This is a genomic window from Clostridium beijerinckii, assembly GCF_018223745.1.
GTDB classification, from domain to species: Bacteria; Bacillota; Clostridia; order Clostridiales; family Clostridiaceae; genus Clostridium; species Clostridium beijerinckii.
In genome coordinates, this window is the sequence record NZ_CP073653.1 from 2,090,688 (window position 1) to 2,111,362 (window position 20,675).

Here is a 20,675-nt window from a genome sequence, read left to right on the forward strand (position 1 = left end):
TCACCTCCCTTGTTTATCGTTATTTTTTAATAAATTAATTATTATATATATAATGTTTGCAAGTGATAAGAAAATTATACTTGAAGTTTCAATTTTTAGTAAAAAATTATCATCAAATACAGGAGTTATTTTAAAATTAAATTTCTTTATATTAAAAAGGTAATTAAGGAGAATGTAAGTTAATGATGTTGTATTATATATGACTCCATAGAAAATTGCAGTTCTCGCAGCATCGTTTAGTGAGTATTCCATAGATAAATTTATTTTTAACAGTGGCCTATATTTTAAATTATTTAAAGTAGAAATCAGATGCTTGAAATTTATTTTACTATTAATTTTTGAAAAAAATTTATGCTTACTTTTAATTAAAGGTGAATTTTTGAGTTTTTTTATACGTGTTATTCTTTTCTTATTTTTAGAGATAAGATTAAATCCATATAATTTTATATAATAATCTACGGTAGAATAGTAAATACTAAATTTAATGGGAATAGGAATAAAAAATATTAATAAGACCACTAAAAAGACATAAAATAATTTCATAAAATTCCTCCAAACTACATCTACTCCATAATTATTGACTAATAATAAAAAAATAAACCTAGAAAATTATCAAAATTAGGTTTAAAAATTAATTTTAAAGGTAAACTAGAACCAAATAGTAAGTTTAGAAGGTGATTAATTATGCGAAAAGGTACTAGTAAATGCACTTCATTGATAGCACTAATTCTTATATGTACTCAAATAATATGTATAGATGCAAATGCCAAAGGTAAAGGTAATAATTTAAGGGTAAATGCTAGATCTGCGATTGCATTGGATAAGGAAAGTCATGCAGTTTTATTTGAACAAAATGCTTATGAAATAGTTCCAATGGCAAGTACAACAAAGATACTTACTTCTTTAATAGCTATTGAACAAGGTAATCTAGATAAAAAAGTAGTAATAAGTAAAAAAGCAGCTAGTATAAGAGGGTCTACAGTTGGATATAAAGAAAACGAAGAAATTACTTTGAGGGAGTTAGTTTTTGGATTAATGTTTAAGTCGGGAAATGATGCAGCAATAGCTATTGCCGAGGAATTAGGGGGATCAATAGAAGGATTTGCGGAAATAATGAATCATTATGCTAGGGGCATAGGAATATTAGATTCACATTTTGAGTCTCCTCATGGATTGGATAGTAGTAAACACTATTCTTCAGCATATGATTTAGCGATACTTACTGCTAAGGGCATGGATTATGATCTATTTAGAGAAGTAGTAGGAAGTAAACAAATCTCAAAAGAAAAGTATAATTTTACAAGAGATTATAATAACATAAATAAAATATTGTGGAGAATTCCAGGAGCTAATGGTGTTAAAACAGGATATACAGGCCAAGCTGGTAAGTGTTTAGTTTCATCAATTAATAATAATGGCAAAGATGTGATAATTGTAGTTTTAAATTGTCCAGATAGATGGAATGTGACAGAAAAAATATATAATTATGTATTAGAGAAAGTAGCATTTGGGAATCATACAGTTAAAGAATTGGTTTAGTAAGCAATAGTAGATAGTTTTTTATTACTATCTACTTTTTTTATTATTAAATAAAATATTTAGAAAATCAAAAATAAATCATTAGAGTATAAGGTATAGATTAGAATATTGGAAAATAAATAATTTTAAACAATTATATTTGTGTCAAATTAGATATTTTAAAATAATTTATATTAGAAGCAATTTTATCTAAAGGAGAAAAAATGGTAAAAGAAGCTATTGATTGTATAGATGCGGGAACGGAGTATTGTCCATGTAAACTTGCAGAGTATGGGCAGTGTTTGACATGTTCCCAATGCCAAGGAGAAGTTTTTTGTGATTGTTTGAATTGGAAGGGGGTTTGTATATATCAAGAACTCCATAATAATGGAAATAAAGCAAAAGAAGGGCGTAAAACTTTTGAATGTAATGTGACAGAGGTACTAAATTATAATGATGAATTAGTGATAATTAAATTTAAAGCTCCTCATAAATTAGTTATAGATTTGGTGAAGCCTGGAAGTTATATATTTATAAGAACTGATGGAAATACTTATTTCGATGTTCCGATATCTATAATGAATTCAGATATAGAAAGTGACATTATCATGGTTGCTGTTGAAATTAGAGGGGTTAAAACTGCTAAATTATTAGATATTAAAACAGGCGGGAACATAGTAATACGTGGACCTTACTGGAATGGTGTTTTTGGAATTAAAAATATATTGGCCCAAAAGAATAATGAAGCATTAGTACTTGCAAGAGGTATTGGATTAGCTCCTATGATACCTGTAGTAAGAAAGTTAATTTCACAAAATAATGATATACAAATAATAATCGATAAAGATCCATTTGAGGAAAATTTTTCTGAAGAAATTTTATCTGAATATAAAATAGAGGTATCAGAATGTTCACTACTGGATACGGGCAAGCTCTCAGATCATGCAAAAGTATTGATTAAGGATTCGCTTAAAAATGGAACTAATTATATTCATGTAGCAGGAGCCGATATCTTGACTTATGGTGTTATTAATTATTTAAGCGACATTAATAGAAATGATGTCTCACTTTCATGTTGTAATAATTTTAAGATGTGCTGCGGTGAAGGAATTTGTGGAGCATGTACATCAAGATTTTCAGGTCACAGAGTAAAAAGATTCTGCAAAGAACAGGCTGACCCGAGAAGTATTTTTGAAGGGAGAAGATTTATATGAAGGTTATTATTGTTGGCGGAGGTTGGTCTGGATGCGCGGCAGCAATTTCGAGTAAAAAAGCTGGAGCAGATGTTACTATAATCGAAAAGACAGATTTGTTACTTGGACTTGGTAATGTAGGTGGAATAATGCGTAATAATGGTAGATATACTGCTGCAGAAGAATTAATAGCTCTTGGCGGAGGAGATCTGATTAAGATCACAGATGAAATTTCAACTCATAAAAATATAGATTTTCCAGGACATAAACATGCTACACTTTATAATGTTAATTTAATAGAGGGAGTTGTTAGCAAATATTTGAAATCATTAGATATAAATCTAATGATGGAGAGCAGAGTTAATGACATAAATTTTGATGGACAAAAAATAAAAGGTGCTTATCTTAGCGATGGAACTTATATAGAAGGTGACGTATTTATAGAGACAACAGGAACTACCGGGCCTATGGGAAATTGCTTGCGTTATGGAAATGGCTGCTCAATGTGTGTTTTAAGATGTCCTGCTTTTGGGCCTAGAATTAGTATTAGTGAAAGATGTGGAGTTTCCGATATTCAAGGAGAAAGAGGAGATGATATCTTAGGGGCGTTCTCTGGTTCTTGTAAATTGGCTAAAGAAAGTTTGTCAGATGAAATAAGAAATGAGTTAGATTCTAAAGGTGTTGTAGTTTTAAAAGTTCCTAAGGAAGATATAAATTATGATAAATTAAGTACAAAAGTATGCCAACAATATGCGCTCAAAGAATTTGCTGAGAATATCATACTCTTGGATACGGGACATGCAAAGCTAATGACAACTTACTATCCGTTATACAAACTAAGGAAAATAAAAGGATTAGAAAATGCTAAATATGTTGATCCATACGCAGGAAGTAAAGGAAACTCAATTAGGTATTTATCAGTTGCACCAAGAACTAATGACTTAAAGGTAATTGGCGTAGATAATTTGTTCTGTGCAGGTGAGAAAAGTGGATTATTTGTTGGTCATACGGAAGCAATGTGTACTGGTGCTTTAGCTGGACACAATGCGGTAAGATTGGCTATGGGAATGCCGCTTTTGATACTTCCTTCATCTATAGCAATCGGAGATATGATAACTTACGCGAATGAAAAGGCGAGTACTAGAGAAGGAAGAAAAGATAGATATACTTTCGCAGGTTCAGTATATTTTAATAGGATGAAAGAATTAGGTCTGTATACAATAGATGTAGATGAAATTACAAAAAGAATACAAAAAGTAAATTTAGATAATGTTTTTAGCCAAAAATTATTATAATAATTATTACAATTAAGAGGAAGTTATAAAGATTTAAAAGACATGGTATTTAAAATCATGTCTTTTATTTTTATAAAGAAACGTACATTAAGCATTAATTTAAATAAGTTAGGAAAATTTATTCTATAAGTTGACGTTAATTAAACTTTAGTTAATTAGAAAGATAGATGAAATAAGTTCGGCTTTTTAACACCAATCATATGATCGTACATAACATATAGTATATAAAAACTGAGGAGGAATTAGATATGAGCAACAATAATAATTGCGATATTGTTTATGGTCGTCATTATAGAGGAAACCAACTTGGTGATAATTATTATAGGTATAGGGATCATAATCATGAATTTCTATCAAGCACAAATTATGAAGAAGATGAGAATTGTGAAGAACACAATCATCGTATTGCTGGTACTACTGGCCCAGCAATAAGGGTTGGACTATCTCATGTTCATAGAATCGAAGAAGTCACAGACACATTTAATGATCATAATCATAGAGTTTGCATTACAACTGGTCCAGCGATTTATATTTCACGAAATAAGCATATTCATATAGTTCAAGGGCAAACATCATTCAATGATGGGCATGATCACGATTATTTTTTTACTACTCTAATTGACGATCCATCTAATGTACCAGATAGAAATTAACGATAAATTAAGATATTTTATTTGCATATATTATTGCATAAACAAATATGAGTCGTCATAGCTATTAACCACACTCTAGTATAAATAGAGTGTGGTTAATTAGTTTTTTTATTCTTTAAGAATTTATAATGTATTTAAATATTTAAATATAGCATAAAAGTACATCAAAATTGCAAATAATAAATAAAAATACTATTCATTCTATTTGAATATGTTAAGTATTTAAAATTAAGGAGTAACAAAAATGGCAGAAAATAATAAACAAAAGAAATTAACATTAATTACACTAATTCTGATGATCTTTACATCAGTTTTCGGATTTGCTAATATGCCAAGATCTTTTTATCTTATGGGTTATGGTGCAATTCCTTGGTTTATATTAGGAGGGATAACATATTTTATACCATTTGCATTCATGATGGCAGAATATGGATCTGCATTTAAAGATGAAAAAGGTGGTATATACTCATGGATGGAGAAGTCTGTGGGCCCTAAGTTTGCCTTTGTAGGAGTTTTCATGTGGTATTCTTCTTATGTAGTATGGATGATAAATATATGTTCTACTATTTGGATTCCATTATCAAATACAATATTTGGAATAGATACTACATCAAATTGGGGAATACTTGGATTGAATTCAACTCAGGTTTTAGGGGTACTTGGTGTTATATGGGTATCTGCAACATATCTTATATCAAAAAGAGGAATAAGCAAAATAACTAAGATTACATCAGTTGGAGGAATAGCGGTAGCACTTCTAAACATAGTTTTGATAATAGGGGCAATTATAATATCTATATTAAATAAGGGACAATTTAGAGAGGAAATTACATCTACAATGTCTTTTGTTAATTCACCAAATCCAGCTTATCAGAATGTTAGTTCAGTTTTATCATTCCTAGTCTTTGCTTTATTTGCATATGGTGGTATCGAAGCTGTGAGTGGACTTGTCGATCAAACTGAAAATCCAGAGAAGACATTTCCTAAGGGGATTTTAATGGCAGCAGCTATAATTTCTGTTGGTTATTCTCTTGGAATTTTCTTGATTGGAATATTTACAAACTGGGCAGGCACTCTTTCAGGTGAAAACATCAATATGGCAAACGTTGCATATGTTGTTATGAATAATTTAGGATATACTTTGGGCAGTTCAATGGGGTTAAGTAATTCGTTATCTATACAAGTTGGAAATTGGGTAGCTAGGTTTGTTGGATTATCAATGTTTTTAGCATTAACAGGAGCATTTTTTACACTATCATATTCTCCACTTAAACAGTTAATAGAAGGAACGCCAGCAAAACTTTGGCCAGGAAAGATGGCTGTTATTGATGAAAACGAGATGCCAATAAATGCAATGTTTATTCAAACTATTATAGTAGCAGTTATGGTGCTATTTGTTTCTATGGGAGGAAGCAGTGCAAAATTATTTTTCACAATGTTAGTATTAATGACTAATGTCGCAATGACTATACCATATTTATTTTTATCAAGTGCGTATATATCATTTAGAAAAAAAGATAATATAGAGAAGCCTTTTATAATATTGAAAAGTAAATCATTTGCTATATTTATAGGAGTTATAGTTACGGCAGTGGTTGGATTCGCAAATTTCTTTACAATTATCGAGCCGGCAATCCATGGGGATTACAAATCGACATTTGCTATGATTGCGGGACCTGTAGTTTTTGCTGTAGCAGCATTATTAATCTATGCTAATGGAGAGAAGAAAAAAGATATTTAGAAAATTGTTTGTACATAGTAAAAATAACTAGGGGTTAAAATCTCTAGTTATTTTTATTATTAATATTTTCGGTTACATTATGTATATTAAGGAAAAATTAAGAAATGTTAAACAATTATTAATTGAAAAAGCAAGAAATGAGTTTTATAATTCAAGTGTACTATATGAGTTAGTACACTTAATACAATTAGGAGGGAAGTTTATGAAAAAATCAACGATAATTATTATGTTTGGAATTGTCATTATAGTTACTGCTTTTCTTGCGATGGATAATAATAAGATTTATCAAAAGCAGAAGCATTTTGAAACTATAAATGAAGTTCTAGATCAGCTAAATGATAAGCAGTTAAAAGCAATTGATGATACCGGAAAGTTAACTGAAACAAATGAATTTAAAGAATGTTTTTCAGAACGAAAAAGGTTAACTAATTTTGAGTTTAATTTTTCGAAGGTAAACATAGAAAAAGTATGTGATCTTAATGAAAAGGATAAAAATGAAATGCTAAGTGAATATGATGGATTCCGAAATAATTTTTCTAAAAGACGTCCGATAACAAGAGAAGAACCAGTAAGTTTAATTGTTGATGCATATAATTACAGATCTCTAAAAGAAAAAGATGATAGACCACAAAAGCTAAAAGTTAACTTAGTCCTCGTAGATGAGGGGGAAGGTTTAGTAATTGATTATATTATGTATCATTCTTATGTAGAAGGTAATGACAATGCTTAGAATTGATCCTAGGAGTAGTACTCCTATTTATGAACAAATAGAACTTGGGATAAAGGAACTTATTCTAAAAGGAGCTTTAAAGATGGGAGAGAAATTACCATCAGTTAGAGAGTTGGCATCAATACTTATGATAAACCCCAATACAATAAGCAAAGCTTATGGTGAACTTGAAAGAGAAGGTATAATTGAAACTTTAAGGGGAAAAGGAACTTTTATAACATCTAATTATGAAGGTAAGGGGGATCAGAAAAAAATGGAGCACATTTCAAATGAATTAAAAAAAATTATACTTGAGGCAAGTTATGGGGGCGTTAGTAAGGAAGAATTTATAAGGTTGGCACTTCAAATATTTTCCGAGTTAGGGGTGGATGATAATGATAGAAGTAAATAATTTATCCTTTGAGATTGATGGGAAACAAATTTTGGAAAATATAAATATTAGAATAGATAAAAATAAAATATTTGGAATTATAGGACCAAATGGCGTGGGAAAAACTACACTTTTAAGATGCTTAACAGGAATTTATAAAGGGACATCAGGAAATGTATTTTATGATGGGCAAGATGTTTATGATAATATAGACGTCAAAAATAAGATTGGCTATGTAGCTGATGAGAATATCATGCAAACAAATTTTAAAGTTAGCGAAATATTAAAGTATTACAAATATTCATATAAAAATTTTGATGAAAAGAAATTTAATGAATTAAATAAAATTTTTAAAGTTCAAACTAATAAATATATATTCCAATTATCAAAAGGAATGAAGATGAGACTTTCCATAATGCTAGCTTTTTCTATTCATGCTGAATATTTAATATTGGATGAGCCAACATCAGGACTAGATGCAATACTAAAGAATAAATTATTAAAGATATTTGCAGATGAAGTTTTTGAAAATGGTATAACTATAATAATAAGTTCTCATCATTTAAATGAGCTTGAGAGAATTTGTGATGATGTAGCTATTTTAGATAAAGGCATAGTTACATATGAAAATTCTGTGGAAAATATGAAGAATAAGATAAAAAAGATACAAGTGGCTTTTGATGAGCCTGTTTATGAAGAAGATTTAAAACTTAAGGGAATATTTAGAATTAGTAGAGTTGGCAGAGTATTTACTATAATAACTGATGAATATGATGAGGAGTTTATAAAAAGCTTAGAAAAGTTTAAACCTTTATTTATTGAAGAAATAGATCTAAGCCTAGAAGATATCTTTATCTATAAAGTTGATAAGGAGGATAACGATGAAAAAATATTTAAATAAAGGATTGTTATATGCATGGTTCAATTCTGCTAAAGCTGCTATAGCTATAGGACTATTAGTATGGGGCGCTGTAGCATATGAAATTATAAAGAGCAATTTAAATGATGTTAGAAATCGACTTGCAAACAATTTTGATAATTACTATTATACGAATGTTTGTAATGAATATTTTATGTTATCAATTATATTTGTAGCCATATATTTTATAGCAAAGGGAATTAATAAGAGAAATACTGAAATGTTTTTATGCAGTGGACCATATACTAAAAAGCAGATTAGATATAATGAATTCATATGCCTTTTAATTACATTAATACTTTTTGTAATGACTTATGTTTATATTGCAACAGTATCATATTTCGGTAATGTTGAATTTATATCCGTTGTTGAAGGATATTGGAACATAGTTATTATAGAAACTTCAAAAATAATCTTACTTGGAATTATTGGTATAATGTTTATGTTAATAATAGATTTGATGTTTTCTAATTCAGTAATAGGGTTTATTAGTATGATTTCGATAATACCTGCATCTATTTTTATAGTAATAGTTAAAGTTGGTTCGATACTTGTATATTTTGGAGTTAATAAGAATTATAGTTTATTGGATAAAATAATAGGGTTAGATTATAACGGTAAATTAAGAAGAGGTTTTTTTGAGCTTGTATTTGATAGGATTAGCGTTAAAGATATAATAATCAGAAATTTGTGGATTGAAACAGTAATTATTTTATTTATTATTATAATTATGATCATTGTTTACAGTGTAGTTCAAAATAAGTATAAACTAGAAAACGCTAATAAGATATTTTCATCACAAAATAATGAAAAGATTTTACTGATATTAGTATCAACAGCGGCTGGATCATTTGCATCATTGTTTTTAACTGAAAGTTTTATTCATAGTTTGCAGCGGAAGAATGGAAATTCTATGGTATTAATAGGATCAGACTTAATAAAGGGTCTTGGATTAGATATAATATGCATGCTTTTAATTGGATTTATAGCCTATAAAGTAATAAAAAGAATATTAAAAAATATAGTTTAGGTGATAAAAAAAGTTTTGATAAACAGAATATTTATAAATTTTAATTTAGTGAGAATCATATGCAGTAAGGATACTTGTAGATGGTTCTCATATTTTATTTAAATCATAAAGAACAAAAAATATATGTATCGAATAGAATATATTAACAAAAGAATAGGAGATGATCAACATGTCTAAACATTCTAATGATTGTTGCTGCTGTAAATGTAATTCTTGTTGCTCTTGCAAACCTAGTTGCTGTAATGTTTGTGGATGCGGCGGCGGCTGCGGAGGATACGGTGGATACGGTGGTGGATTTGGAGGCTACGGCGGCTTTGGTGGCGGCGGCTTGGGCTGCGGAGGTGGCTTTGGTGGCTGCGGAAGCTGGCTTTGGATTTTATTAATTTTATTCCTTGGTGGCGGAGCAGGTTGCGGAGGATTTCTCTGGTAATTTGATTAATCATAAGGAGTACAATTTAAAAGTAGCCTTATAATTAGATAATAGAAACGCTGGTGACAGCGTTTCTATTACTTTATATTCAAATAAAAATAATTAGAAAGTTGTATTATATAAGTGAAAAAGATATAATCTAAAATGTAAAAGTATAAATGTATTTATATGCTAAATGGAGTGATTTAAATTATGGAAGAAAGATTGCAGAAATATCTCGCAAATTGTGGAGTAGCTTCAAGAAGAAAATGTGAGGAATTAATAATTTCAGGAAAAGTTAAAGTAAATGGGGTTATAGTTAATGAAGTAGGAATAAAAGTAGATCCATTAAAAGATATGATAGAATATGATGGAAAGGAAATAAAAAAGAAAGAAGATAAAGTTTATATAATGCTCAATAAGCCTGAGGGATATATTAGCTCGGTTAAAGACGAAAAAGGCAGAGATACTATTTTGGATATAGTTAAGGTGAATGAGAGAATATATCCAATTGGCAGATTAGATTATGATAGCTCAGGATTATTGTTATTAACAAATGATGGGGAAATTTACAATAAAATAATCCATCCAAGGGTAGAAATAATAAAAAGGTATGTGGCGGTAGTTAAGGGAGAGATAACTGATAAAGATAAGATGAAGTTTGAAATAGGTATAGATATTGGAGGGTATATTACTGCTCCAGCTGAGCTTAAAGTTATTAGTTATGATAAAGGCGTTTCGACTATTGAGATTGGTATTCATGAGGGAAAGAACAGACAAATAAGAAAAATGTGTGCTGCTATACACCATGATGTATTATCTTTAAAAAGAATATCTATAGGGGAAATAAAACTAGGATATTTAAAAAGAGGGGAATATAGAAAGTTAAACAAAGAAGAACTAGATTATATTAATAGTTTATAGAAAATAACTAATCATAATGACAGATAAAGGAAATTTGATTGTACATCATTAATAAATTAAAGTAAGATATTGATTTTAAAATATAATACGTAATGAAAGTAGCTTGATAAAATATTGCAAAATTTTAATATGCTCTGTGAAAAACAAGTTATTTGTTGAATATTTAGAAATAAGATGATAGAATTAAGATAATATTATTCAATGTTGTAACAGGAAGGCAAAAGATGGATGAAGTAAATAATGAAAACAGTAAAGATTTAATGAGATTAATTCAGGGAAAATTTATAAGGCTAAGTAAAGGTCAGAAATTAATAGCTGAGTACATATTAAAAAATTATGATAAAGCAGCATTTATGACGGCAGCCAAACTAGGAATATCTGTTGGAGTTTCTGAATCAACAGTTGTAAGATTTGCGATTGAGCTTGGCTTTTCAGGATATCCTAAATTGCAAAAAGCATTACAAGAACTTATAAAGAATAAGCTAACAACTGTACAGAGATTAGAGCTTAGAAATGATTATTTTTCTGATGGAGATGCATTAAAAGGTGTACTAAAAGCTGATATGGAAAATATACGTGCAACTCTTGAAAAAATTAATCAAAACACGTTTGAAGACGTAGTAAAGGGGATTTTTGAGGCAAATAGAATATACATAATTGGTCTTAGAAGTTCTACTGCTCTTGCGGAGTTTTTAGGGTTTTATCTAAATATAATACTGCAAAATGTTAAAATTGTAAGTTATGGAATTTCAGATGTATTTGAACAAATGATAAATGTAGGAGATGGAGATTTAGTTATAGGAATTGGTTTTCCTCGATATGCTGCTAAAACTATTGATGCATTAGAATTTTCACAAGATAGAGGAGCCAAAGTGGTTGCTCTCACGGATAGTTTACTATCACCTCTTGCGTCTAAAGCTGATCACACATTAATTGCACAAAGTAATATGGCATCATTTGTAGATTCTTTAGTTGCACCTATGTCGGTAATAAATGCACTAATTATTGCAGTAGGAATGCGAGAGAAGGAAAACATATCTGATATTTTTGGTAATTTAGAACAAATATGGCAGACGTATAATGTTTATTCTTATAATAATAGAAATGTTGCAGATGATTAAAATTCTAGTAAATAGAGCTGTTCTCAGATGATTATGAGGGCAGCTTGTTTTTATTAGATAAAGATAAATTTATTTTGATAAGAATGATAAGTTTAGAGGTGAAATATTGAATAAAAATATAGAGATGCCTAAAAATGTTGCATTAATCATTGATAGGTTATTAGAAAATGGATATGAGGCTTATATGGTTGGAGGATGTGTTAGAGATTGTATTCTAGGAAAAGAACCTAAAGACTGGGATATAACAACTAATGCTAAGCCACTAGAAGTAGTGGAGTTATTTGATAAAGTTATATTAACTGGATTAAAGCATGGAACAGTTACAGTAATGTTAAATAAAGAGAGTTATGAAATTACAACTTATAGATCAGATGGTGAATATGAAGATAATAGACATCCCAAAGAGGTTAAGTTTGTGAGTTCTTTAAAGGAAGATTTGGCGAGAAGAGATTTTACCATTAATTCAATGGCATATAATAATATAAGTGGATTAGTAGATTATTTTAATGGGATAGAGGATTTGGATGAAAAGGTAATAAGAACTGTAGGTGAACCTAGAAAAAGATTTGGCGAGGATGCATTAAGAATGCTTAGGGCAATTAGGTTTTCTGCCCAACTAGATTTTACTATCGATAGGTTAACACTGAATTCAATAAAAGAACTTAAAGATAATATAAGAAATATATCAAAAGAGAGAATCAGAGAAGAATTTAATAAGATATTACTTAATAATCCAAGAAAAATAGAAATATTGAGGGAATGTGGAATTTTAGAATACATAGTTCCAGGAATAAGCAAAATCTATAATTTTAATAAAAACAATTCTTGCCATTCACATGATTTATATAATCATGTAATTATAGCAACTGAAACTGTAGAATCCCAAATATATTTGAGATTGAGTATGCTATTTCATGATTTTGGAAAGGCTTGCACAATAAGAACTGATGAAAATGACAATTTGCATTGCAGTTCTTATTCAAAAGAATCCTCAAGAATAGCCAATGAAATATTAAAATATTTGAAATATGATAATAATACAATTAATAAAGTTACACTTCTTATACAGTATCATGACTATAGGATGGATAATAAAGTATCTATAAAAAAACTATTGAGAGAAATAGGTATAGATCTTTTTAAAGATCTAATTAAAATTCAGCGAGCGGATATACTTGCTCAGGACTCTAAATACTCTAAAAAACATTTAATAAATTTGGATGAGGCAGAAAGTAATTTTAATGAAATAATTGATAACGATGAATGTTTTTCTTTAAAGAACTTGAAAATCAATGGTGGAGATTTATTATCCTTAGGATTTAATAAAGGAAAAAAGATTGGTGAAATCTTAAATTATTTGCTGGATATTGTAATTGAAGATCCTAAATCAAATGAGAAACAGGAACTAATTAAATTAGTTATGAAACGATGGAGATAAAATTTATTAATATAGAATATGTTAATAATCAAAAGATATAAATTCAAATTAAGCGCTGCTCATTTTGAATTTATATCTTTTATTTTAAGTTTTTTTAATTTGTATATATAAATATTTAAGTTTTTATTTAGTTAAATCTATACAATAAATTTAATTAATGAGAGAATAATTGTGTGATTGTATTTTGTAGAAAAATTGGATATAATTATAATGAAATTTGAGAAAATTTTTACATTTAAGAAAAATTTAAGGTGGAGATAGGATTATGATAAATTTAATATTTTCGAACGTACAAGAAGCGTCCAGGTTCACAAATAATAATACTAATATGGGGTTTATATTATTTTCAAATGTAGAAAATGTTGTAGAATTATCCAAATTAGTATCTGAAAATGTTATACTTTGTTCTACGTCTGGAGAGTATGGGAAAAATGGTTATGAAAATGGAATTATCTCTGGATTCCAGTATGAGCTTTGTGATGGTGAAGTTATAGAAATAAGTTATCCACCAATAAAAAGCATAAATAACTTAAAAAAGGCTTATGAAAAAATAAGAAATAATGAGAATGCTTTTGCACTTTTATTATGTGATGGTTTAACTGGAATGGAAGAAAGTATTATAGGTACCCTCTATTTTACAGATGATAATTTTAAAGTCATAGGTGGAAGTGCTGGAGATAATCTTAAATTTAAAGAAACATTTATATTCATAGGAGAAAAACGTGTCAATAGTGCAGTAATATTCTTCAACATAAAAAGAAGAACTAGTATAATTAAAGAAAATATATACATACCAATGGGGCAAAGGCTATTAGTAACTGAAGCCGATCCTATAAGTAGAACGATAAAGACATTCAATAAAGTTCCAGCCAGCACTGAATATGCAAGAGCTTTAAACATAAAAGAAAGCGACCTTCCTAATTATTTTATAAATAATCCTTTAGGCAAAATATATGAAGATGAAATTTTTATATCTTCTCCTATGAAAGTAAATGCTGATAAATCAATTACATTTTATAGCCAAGTTATGTCAAGTACTTTCGTAGAGGTTCTAAAGCCTGTCGATCCAATAAGTCAAATAAAAGATACAGTTAGAAAAATCGGATTTAAACCTAGCTTTATACTATCAATCCATTGTATATTAAGAAGTTTAAAATTTCAACAAGATAATATTTGGAAAGCAATAGATAAAGAAATCCTCTCATTTTGCCCTAATACTACCGGGTTTGTAAGCTATGGAGAACAATTTTATAAAAAACATGTAAATCAAACTATGGTAATATTAGCAGTTGAATAAGGGGGATATTGGGATGTTTAAATTTAAAAGCAAGAAAATAAGAACTATACAAAATCAAAATGAAGTTAACATAAATGAAAAAGAGGAATGTTTCCTATACGTAGATGAAGTTATGGAGTTAACATCTATAATGGAAAATAATATAAGAACAGTTATTAATGAAGAAGAAAATGTGACATACGTATTAGACAGGCTTCTTAAAGGAGCTGAATATACGACTAACCAAACAGAAAATGTTAATGAGTATTTGCAAGTTTTATCTAATAATAGCGATAAGACAGAAAGTCTTGTGCAAGGTGTTTTTTTTAGTCTTGATAATTCTAAAAAAGAAATAGATAATGCAAGAAATGATTTTAATGAATTAATCAATCGGGTCGGTATAGTCTCTAAGGTTTTTGATGAATTTATCAGTTTAATTTCAGAGATACAAAATCAGTATAACAGCATTCAAGGGTTTGCTAATATTATAAATGGAATTGCCCAGCAAACAAATTTATTGTCATTGAATGCAGCTATTGAGGCAGCTAGAGTTGGTGAAGCTGGAAAAGGGTTTACTGTTGTAGCTAATGAAATCAAAAAACTTTCTGTTGATACTCAGAAAAATGCCAAAGATATTATGAATTCCTTAGATGATTTAACAAAATCAATGGAGCAATTATCTGGTAAATCCAATGAAGGAACTGAAGTTATAAATAAAACAACTAAAATTATTGAAGGATCTTCGTCTATACTAGATAAAATAGTAGATGCTGAATCGGAAGTATATAAACATGTACAAGGAGTTCAAGATTCTCAAAAGAATAATTTACATGGAATAAAGGAAATATCAACAAATTTAACTAATTTAGTTGAGGAATCAAGAACTGAAAATCAACAATTACAAAACATAGTATATAGCATACAGAAAAAAGGTGATTGTTACCTAGATATACTTAATTATATAAATCAAATTAAAATTCTTAAAAAGGAATAAATATTGTATAAAATATTTTTGTACAGTGAGCAAACTAACAAGTATAAAGCAATAAAAGATGAGTTTAGCAGAACTAATCTTTTATTGCTTTAAATACAGATAAATGAGTTTATAAGGGTTAAAATATTCAAAAATTAGTGATATAATTGTTGTGTTAGAAAATTGTGGTATAATTTCATTATCAGTGGTAAAGATTAGATAATGCTTAAGACTTTAATATTAAGGAGAAAACATAATGGAGAATGTTATTAATTATATGGAAATATGGGTTAAGGAGTATATGGAAATCTTGTTAGCAAAAACAGATGGATGTAAATGCGATAAATGTAAAAGAGACATCTTCACACTTTCTCTTAACAATTTAAAACCGTACTATGTGGCAACACCTTTGGGAAAGATAATGGCCAAAATAGAAAGTACTAAACAACAAGTTGAAACTGATATAATAGTACAAGTTACAACAGCGATAAATAAGGTTAGTAATAACCCTAATCATGATAGATGAACATTGCAGAAAAATATTACTACTGATATTCAGAAAATTATAAAATATCGTTTAGAAGAGCACCTTTATTTTATGGTTTAGGGTGGTTCTACCAGTTTCCACTAGAGCCACCACCACCAGAGGAACCACCACCGAAGCCACCAAAACCTCCTCCAGATGATCCGCCTCTGGGACCACGGCCTCTAAAGATACTACTCCAGAAAAGAATTTGAAGTAGTGAAAAAGAAATCCTACCTCTATTAAATATAATATCTAGCAATAGCACGCCTAGAATTATACTTCCAAACACCTTAGTTGTGGTATTAGACTTAATAGCATTTGTATTTTTTTCAGAGATATTTAATGATTTATCTAGAGTAACATTATATTCCTTTGCTATATGATCGCAGAAAGTACTATAAGAATTAAGTAATCCTTCACCATATTTTCCTTCTATAAAACTAGGTTTAGCAACTGATTCCATAATTCTGCTACTTAAAACGTCTGGAATAGCACCTTCAAGTCCGCGGCCGACTTCAACTCTCCACGCCCTATCGTTTAACGCTAAAAGAATCAATAAGCCGTTATCTTTACCTTTTTCTCCGATGCCCCATGATCTAAAAAGAGTATTAGCATAGTCTTCAATAGGAACATTATTAGTTGAATTTATGATAACTACAACAGCTTGTGCACCAGTTTTATCTTCTAATTCCTTTCCGATAGAGATTAAACTATTTAATTCAGTTTCGTTGATTATATGGACATAATCATTTAAATATTTGTAAGATGTTGGAGAAGGAACTTTACTTTCAGCGTTTGCTGAAAGGAGGCAAAGGGAAGAAGTAACTAAAAGAAGAAAACATAATAATGAATTTAAAAATTTATGTATTAATTTTATTATCATTTTGTAAAATCTACTGAAGGAACCTCTTTTGAACCTTCGCTAGCTTTATAAAGTGGTTTTTCTTGAAAACCAAATAATGAAGATACTATATTGACTGGAAAACTTCTTCTTTTAGTATTATAATTTGTTGCAGCAGTATTATAATCTTGTCTCGCTATTGCAATTCTATTTTCTGTTCCTTCCAATTGAACTGATAAATCCCTGAAATTTTGATTAGACTTTAGATCAGGATAATTTTCTACTATAGCCAATAATCTTGAAAGAGAACCAGAAAGTTGATTATCAGCATTAGCCTGTTCCTGTATATTCGTTGCACCAGATAGCCTGCTTCTTGCGTTAGCGATATCAGTAAATATAGATTTCTCTTGTGTAGCATATCCTTTAACTGTATTAACCAAATTAGGAATTAGATCTGATCTTCTCTGCAATTGAGTATCAATATTTGAAGATGCGGAATTGGTAGTCTGTTCTAAAGAAACCAACTGATTATAACTACTTATAGGAACACCAACTATTATCAAAATTATTACTACAATTATTGCTATTTTTGTACCTTTTCGCATTAAAAAGCCTCCTTTCTAAGTTAATTATATTATGTGCAGAAATATAAATTTTATATAGTAAACTAACCATATAACAAAATTTAAAATAATAATTCAAAAATTACAAGTAGCTTTAGATTATTGATTTGGAATTAAATAAGGAGAATATTTATGATGTTAAAATTTAAGTATCATAACGATAAACGAATTTTAATTAACGAATCATTATGAAGTTTAAGGATATGATGAAATGATTATGATAATATGTTAAAATATAATAAATTTATACTTAGGAGATTAAAAATGGTCTATGTTTTAGAGAATGATATATTACAAAGTGATAAAATGGAAAGTATTACAACAAATAATAATAAATTATTTGTTGTTGTCATCAAATTTGATGAACTTAAATCAGTTTCGGACATCCTCAATATAAACGAAAAATTATTATATGATTGTATGAATGGAAGAACATCTAAATTTGAAAGTTATGAAGGTCTAGATTACATATCTTTAAAGATTCCTATAATTAATAATGTATTAAAACAATCAAAAAAAGTAAGTATGTTTCTTCAGAAAAACGTACTTGTATTTATAAGTGATGGAAATGATATTCTAGAAGAGGTGATTTCTAAGAGTAAAACGGGTGAGATTAAAGGATTGAATCTTAGCAAGCTTTTATATGCATTTTTTGATAAACTTACATTTGAGGACACTTATCATATTGAAGAACTTGAATATGAAATTGCAGCACTTGAAGAAGGCTTAATGACTTCAAAGAATGATAATTACTTAAAGAAGATTATTATGTTGAGAAAAAAATTATTAAAATTGAAGAGGTATTATGAAAGATTATTAAATATTGCAGAATCTATAGAAGAAAATGATAATGGATTAATTGATAAAAAAATAATAAGATACTTTAGAATGTTCACTAATCGTATTAATAGACTATATCAGAATGTGAATAATCTTAGAGATTATGTTACTCAAGTAAGGGAAGCATATCAAGCTCAAGTTGACATAAATCAAAATCAATTAATGAGGTTATTCACGGTGGTCACGACTATATTTTTGCCACTTACTCTTATAGTAGGGTGGTATGGAATGAATTTTAATATGCCGGAATATGGTTGGAGTTATGGATATCCCTTTGTGATTTCAATAAGTGTCAGCGTAGTTGTGTTATGTGGTGTATGGTTCAAGAAAAATAAGTGGTTATAAAAATAATACCTCATAATTTTATAAATAAGAAATTATGAGGTATTGCATTAAAATGGAATTAGATTATTTTTTGAATTTTACAAAATAAAGAATGATGCGGCAACTATTAAATAGACAGCAAGGAGTTGAACTCCTTCCAACCAATTTGATTCTCCATCGTTGGAAACTCTATTAGCTATTAATACAGCAACAATAAGGCCAATCAGTTCAAATTCATTGAAAACAATACTCATAGGAGTGAATAATAAACTTAAGAATATTAATACTGGTGCTACAAATAATATAATTTGCAAGCTTGAGCCAATAGCTATTTCCAAAGCAACGTCCATTTTATTCTTCATTGCCATTACAACAGAAGTACTATGTTCGGCAGCATTTCCTATAATAGGGATTAAAATAATACCAACGAAAAATTCACTAAGTCCTAAGCTTGAAGTTATAGATTCTATTCCACTTACCAAGAATTCACTTTCTATAGCCACTAGAACTGTAGCAATAACTAATACAGATATTGCTTTCTTTAATGTCCATTTAGCACTACCTTCTTCTTGATTAGAAACTGTATAAATATCTTTGTGAGTGAAGAATGAAAAAATAAGACTTAAAATGTAAATAGAAAGCATTACTATTGCAACTATTATACTTAACCCTTCATATCTAGTATTCAAAAGAGTTGGGTCCACAGTATGGGTAAATAAAGCAGGTACACACAAGCCAACAACAGCAAATAGTAACATACTTGAAGAAACTTCAACTACTTTTTTGTTAAAAGTCTGAGTTTTATGTTTTAGCCCCCCAGCAAGCATGCTAGCACCAAGTACTAACAATATATTGCCGATTACAGACCCAGCTATAGAAGATTTTACAACATCAAAAAGGCCTTCTTTAAGAGCAAAAAATGATATTATTAGTTCTGTTGCATTTCCGAAAGTGCCATTTAAAAAACCGCCAATCTTAGGGCCTGAGTAGAATGAAATTTCTTCAGTTGCTTCACCCATAAGTCCTGCTAGTGGTACTATAGATAATGCTGCAAGTATAAACATTATTGATGGAGATACATGCATAACAAATTCTGCTATAAAGCTTATTGGAATAAAAATAAGCATATATTTTAGTAATTTCATGAAATATTGCCTCCTTGATAATTATTATAAATTTGTAATTCTAATTAATTTTAATTGAAAATTCAAATGATAATTGAATAATAATTAGTGTTTAATAAATACATCATAATATTATAAACTATAATTTGACATTATGCTATATTTTTCTAATTAGGAAAATAGTTAGAATTAGTTTTACTTTTATTTTAGGAATAGGAAACTATTTTATTATTTGCATTTTATGTGGTATATTAATATAAGAAATTAGTGTATATAAATGCAAAGTAATGTTGTATAGAGAAATATATACTATTGATGCAAATAAATTATAAAATTATTTAAATTAAGGAGGAACTGAAATGTCAGTAAAAATGTTGCATACTTGTATTAGAGTTAAAAATTTAGAGGAATCTTTAAAGTTTTATAGAGATGCACTAGGTCTTATAGAGACTAGAAGAAAAGATTTCCCAGAACATAAATTCACCCTTGTTTATTTATCAAATGAGATGGGGGGATATGAAATTGAACTTACCTATAATTATGGTGTTGAAAAATACGATTTAGGAAATGGATTCAGCCATACTGCAATAGGTGTTGAAAACTTAGAAGAAATGAGAGAAAAACATATAGAACTAGGATACGAAGTTACGCCTTTGAAAGGATTACCAGGAGAAAAACCAGGATATTATTTTGTGACTGATCCAGATGGATATAAAGTAGAAGTTATACGAAGATAATACTTTTATGCTTGAAAAATAAGTGAATTATATAAATATATATTAGATTAAGAGAGATTGCGAAAATATA

Annotated in this window: 22 protein-coding genes; 18 read left to right on the plus strand and 4 right to left on the minus strand. The window is 28.8% G+C overall.

The annotated features are described in order from the left end of the window. On the minus strand, nt 1–543 hold the full coding sequence (locus KEC93_RS09580; RefSeq protein ID WP_111944715.1) for a DUF2953 domain-containing protein: 543 nt from the start codon (nt 541–543) through the stop codon (nt 1–3). 141 nt (nt 544–684) lie between these two features. Between KEC93_RS09580 and KEC93_RS09585 the strand changes: the two genes are divergently transcribed. The 16 genes from KEC93_RS09585 to KEC93_RS09660 all read left to right on the plus strand — a co-directional run bounded on the left by KEC93_RS09585 (nt 685) and on the right by KEC93_RS09660 (nt 16,116). Next, nucleotides 685–1,539: a D-alanyl-D-alanine carboxypeptidase family protein gene (locus tag KEC93_RS09585; RefSeq protein WP_017209626.1), complete on the plus strand. Its 855-nt coding sequence runs from the start codon at nt 685–687 to the stop codon at nt 1,537–1,539. Between the two features lie 203 nt (nt 1,540–1,742). Further along, nucleotides 1,743–2,732, plus strand: a complete 990-nt coding sequence (locus KEC93_RS09590) for a sulfide/dihydroorotate dehydrogenase-like FAD/NAD-binding protein (RefSeq protein ID WP_077869520.1) — start codon at nt 1,743–1,745, stop codon at nt 2,730–2,732. Then, the gene (locus KEC93_RS09595; RefSeq protein WP_011969204.1) at nt 2,729–4,006 is read left to right on the plus strand and encodes an FAD-dependent oxidoreductase; all 1,278 of its coding nucleotides are present in this window, start codon (nt 2,729–2,731) and stop codon (nt 4,004–4,006) included. Before KEC93_RS09590 ends, KEC93_RS09595 begins: the two co-directional genes overlap by 4 nt. A gap of 248 nt (nt 4,007–4,254) precedes the next feature. Continuing rightward, on the plus strand, nt 4,255–4,659 hold the full coding sequence (locus KEC93_RS09600; protein ID WP_077869519.1) for a YmaF family protein: 405 nt from the start codon (nt 4,255–4,257) through the stop codon (nt 4,657–4,659). A gap of 244 nt (nt 4,660–4,903) precedes the next feature. Then, complete coding sequence (gene yjeM, locus KEC93_RS09605) at nt 4,904–6,400, plus strand: glutamate/gamma-aminobutyrate family transporter YjeM (protein WP_077869518.1); 1,497 nt, start codon at nt 4,904–4,906, stop codon at nt 6,398–6,400. A gap of 202 nt (nt 6,401–6,602) precedes the next feature. After that, nucleotides 6,603–7,130, plus strand: a complete 528-nt coding sequence (locus KEC93_RS09610; RefSeq protein WP_065418000.1) for a hypothetical protein — start codon at nt 6,603–6,605, stop codon at nt 7,128–7,130. Further along, nucleotides 7,123–7,521, plus strand: a complete 399-nt coding sequence (locus KEC93_RS09615; protein ID WP_065418001.1) for a GntR family transcriptional regulator — start codon at nt 7,123–7,125, stop codon at nt 7,519–7,521. Before KEC93_RS09610 ends, KEC93_RS09615 begins: the two co-directional genes overlap by 8 nt. After that, entirely contained in the window at nt 7,505–8,401 is an 897-nt protein-coding gene (locus KEC93_RS09620; RefSeq protein WP_077869517.1) for an ABC transporter ATP-binding protein, read from the plus strand. The genes KEC93_RS09615 and KEC93_RS09620 overlap by 17 nt, the downstream gene beginning before the upstream one ends. Further along, on the plus strand, nt 8,382–9,449 hold the full coding sequence (locus KEC93_RS09625) for a hypothetical protein (RefSeq protein WP_077869516.1): 1,068 nt from the start codon (nt 8,382–8,384) through the stop codon (nt 9,447–9,449). Before KEC93_RS09620 ends, KEC93_RS09625 begins: the two co-directional genes overlap by 20 nt. 169 nt (nt 9,450–9,618) lie before the next feature. Next, nucleotides 9,619–9,879 (plus strand): hypothetical protein, encoded by a 261-nt coding sequence (locus KEC93_RS09630; protein ID WP_041895918.1) that lies wholly within the window; start codon nt 9,619–9,621, stop codon nt 9,877–9,879. A 192-nt stretch (nt 9,880–10,071) separates the two neighbouring features. Continuing rightward, nucleotides 10,072–10,782, plus strand: coding sequence for a pseudouridine synthase (locus KEC93_RS09635; RefSeq protein ID WP_012058121.1), 711 nt, complete (start codon nt 10,072–10,074; stop codon nt 10,780–10,782). Nucleotides 10,783–11,006: 224 nt separating this feature from the next. Beyond that, nucleotides 11,007–11,903 carry a MurR/RpiR family transcriptional regulator gene (locus tag KEC93_RS09640; RefSeq protein ID WP_012058122.1) on the plus strand — a complete coding sequence of 299 codons (897 nt, stop codon included), beginning with the start codon at nt 11,007–11,009 and terminating at the stop codon, nt 11,901–11,903. 106 nt (nt 11,904–12,009) lie between these two features. Next, nucleotides 12,010–13,341, plus strand: a complete 1,332-nt coding sequence (locus KEC93_RS09645; RefSeq protein WP_077869515.1) for a CCA tRNA nucleotidyltransferase — start codon at nt 12,010–12,012, stop codon at nt 13,339–13,341. A 265-nt stretch (nt 13,342–13,606) separates the two neighbouring features. Further along, nucleotides 13,607–14,638 carry an FIST signal transduction protein gene (locus tag KEC93_RS09650; RefSeq protein WP_077869514.1) on the plus strand — a complete coding sequence of 344 codons (1,032 nt, stop codon included), beginning with the start codon at nt 13,607–13,609 and terminating at the stop codon, nt 14,636–14,638. A gap of 13 nt (nt 14,639–14,651) precedes the next feature. Continuing rightward, nucleotides 14,652–15,611 carry a methyl-accepting chemotaxis protein gene (locus tag KEC93_RS09655; RefSeq protein ID WP_077869513.1) on the plus strand — a complete coding sequence of 320 codons (960 nt, stop codon included), beginning with the start codon at nt 14,652–14,654 and terminating at the stop codon, nt 15,609–15,611. A 235-nt stretch (nt 15,612–15,846) separates the two neighbouring features. Then, entirely contained in the window at nt 15,847–16,116 is a 270-nt protein-coding gene (locus KEC93_RS09660; protein WP_012058126.1) for a late competence development ComFB family protein, read from the plus strand. 88 nt (nt 16,117–16,204) lie between these two features. Here the strand turns inward: KEC93_RS09660 and KEC93_RS09665 are convergent, their stop codons facing one another. Both KEC93_RS09665 and KEC93_RS09670 read right to left on the minus strand, forming a co-directional pair. Continuing rightward, nucleotides 16,205–16,999 carry a TPM domain-containing protein gene (locus KEC93_RS09665; protein WP_077869512.1) on the minus strand — a complete coding sequence of 265 codons (795 nt, stop codon included), beginning with the start codon at nt 16,997–16,999 and terminating at the stop codon, nt 16,205–16,207. Further along, nucleotides 16,996–17,562, minus strand: a complete 567-nt coding sequence (locus KEC93_RS09670; RefSeq protein WP_077869511.1) for a LemA family protein — start codon at nt 17,560–17,562, stop codon at nt 16,996–16,998. The genes KEC93_RS09665 and KEC93_RS09670 overlap by 4 nt, the downstream gene beginning before the upstream one ends. A 282-nt stretch (nt 17,563–17,844) precedes the next feature. Between KEC93_RS09670 and KEC93_RS09675 the strand changes: the two genes are divergently transcribed. Continuing rightward, nucleotides 17,845–18,765 carry a magnesium transporter CorA family protein gene (locus KEC93_RS09675; protein WP_023975046.1) on the plus strand — a complete coding sequence of 307 codons (921 nt, stop codon included), beginning with the start codon at nt 17,845–17,847 and terminating at the stop codon, nt 18,763–18,765. Nucleotides 18,766–18,842: 77 nt separating this feature from the next. On the opposite strand, the gene cax is transcribed toward KEC93_RS09675, so the two are convergent. Then, nucleotides 18,843–19,889: a calcium/proton exchanger gene (cax, locus tag KEC93_RS09680; protein WP_023975045.1), complete on the minus strand. Its 1,047-nt coding sequence runs from the start codon at nt 19,887–19,889 to the stop codon at nt 18,843–18,845. 338 nt (nt 19,890–20,227) lie between these two features. On the opposite strand from cax, the gene gloA reads away from it, so the two are divergent. Beyond that, the gene (gene gloA, locus KEC93_RS09685; protein WP_012058131.1) at nt 20,228–20,605 is read left to right on the plus strand and encodes a lactoylglutathione lyase; all 378 of its coding nucleotides are present in this window, start codon (nt 20,228–20,230) and stop codon (nt 20,603–20,605) included. Nucleotides 20,606–20,675: the final 70 nt, after the last annotated feature.

Bases quoted from the DNA above. Each gene is read 5' to 3' on its own strand.
- KEC93_RS09580 (WP_111944715.1), bottom strand. From the start codon at position 543: ATGAAATTATTTTATGTCTTTTTAGTGGTCTTATTAATATTTTTTATT.
- KEC93_RS09585 (WP_017209626.1), top strand. From the start codon at position 685: ATGCGAAAAGGTACTAGTAAATGCACTTCATTGATAGCACTAATTCTT.
- KEC93_RS09590 (WP_077869520.1), top strand. From the start codon at position 1,743: ATGGTAAAAGAAGCTATTGATTGTATAGATGCGGGAACGGAGTATTGT.
- KEC93_RS09595 (WP_011969204.1), top strand. From the start codon at position 2,729: ATGAAGGTTATTATTGTTGGCGGAGGTTGGTCTGGATGCGCGGCAGCA.
- KEC93_RS09600 (WP_077869519.1), top strand. From the start codon at position 4,255: ATGAGCAACAATAATAATTGCGATATTGTTTATGGTCGTCATTATAGA.
- yjeM (WP_077869518.1), top strand. From the start codon at position 4,904: ATGGCAGAAAATAATAAACAAAAGAAATTAACATTAATTACACTAATT.
- KEC93_RS09610 (WP_065418000.1), top strand. From the start codon at position 6,603: ATGAAAAAATCAACGATAATTATTATGTTTGGAATTGTCATTATAGTT.
- KEC93_RS09615 (WP_065418001.1), top strand. From the start codon at position 7,123: ATGCTTAGAATTGATCCTAGGAGTAGTACTCCTATTTATGAACAAATA.
- KEC93_RS09620 (WP_077869517.1), top strand. From the start codon at position 7,505: ATGATAGAAGTAAATAATTTATCCTTTGAGATTGATGGGAAACAAATT.
- KEC93_RS09625 (WP_077869516.1), top strand. From the start codon at position 8,382: ATGAAAAAATATTTAAATAAAGGATTGTTATATGCATGGTTCAATTCT.
- KEC93_RS09630 (WP_041895918.1), top strand. From the start codon at position 9,619: ATGTCTAAACATTCTAATGATTGTTGCTGCTGTAAATGTAATTCTTGT.
- KEC93_RS09635 (WP_012058121.1), top strand. From the start codon at position 10,072: ATGGAAGAAAGATTGCAGAAATATCTCGCAAATTGTGGAGTAGCTTCA.
- KEC93_RS09640 (WP_012058122.1), top strand. From the start codon at position 11,007: ATGGATGAAGTAAATAATGAAAACAGTAAAGATTTAATGAGATTAATT.
- KEC93_RS09650 (WP_077869514.1), top strand. From the start codon at position 13,607: ATGATAAATTTAATATTTTCGAACGTACAAGAAGCGTCCAGGTTCACA.
- KEC93_RS09655 (WP_077869513.1), top strand. From the start codon at position 14,652: ATGTTTAAATTTAAAAGCAAGAAAATAAGAACTATACAAAATCAAAAT.
- KEC93_RS09660 (WP_012058126.1), top strand. From the start codon at position 15,847: ATGGAGAATGTTATTAATTATATGGAAATATGGGTTAAGGAGTATATG.
- KEC93_RS09665 (WP_077869512.1), bottom strand. From the start codon at position 16,999: ATGATAATAAAATTAATACATAAATTTTTAAATTCATTATTATGTTTT.
- KEC93_RS09670 (WP_077869511.1), bottom strand. From the start codon at position 17,562: ATGCGAAAAGGTACAAAAATAGCAATAATTGTAGTAATAATTTTGATA.
- KEC93_RS09675 (WP_023975046.1), top strand. From the start codon at position 17,845: ATGGTCTATGTTTTAGAGAATGATATATTACAAAGTGATAAAATGGAA.
- cax (WP_023975045.1), bottom strand. From the start codon at position 19,889: ATGAAATTACTAAAATATATGCTTATTTTTATTCCAATAAGCTTTATA.
- gloA (WP_012058131.1), top strand. From the start codon at position 20,228: ATGTCAGTAAAAATGTTGCATACTTGTATTAGAGTTAAAAATTTAGAG.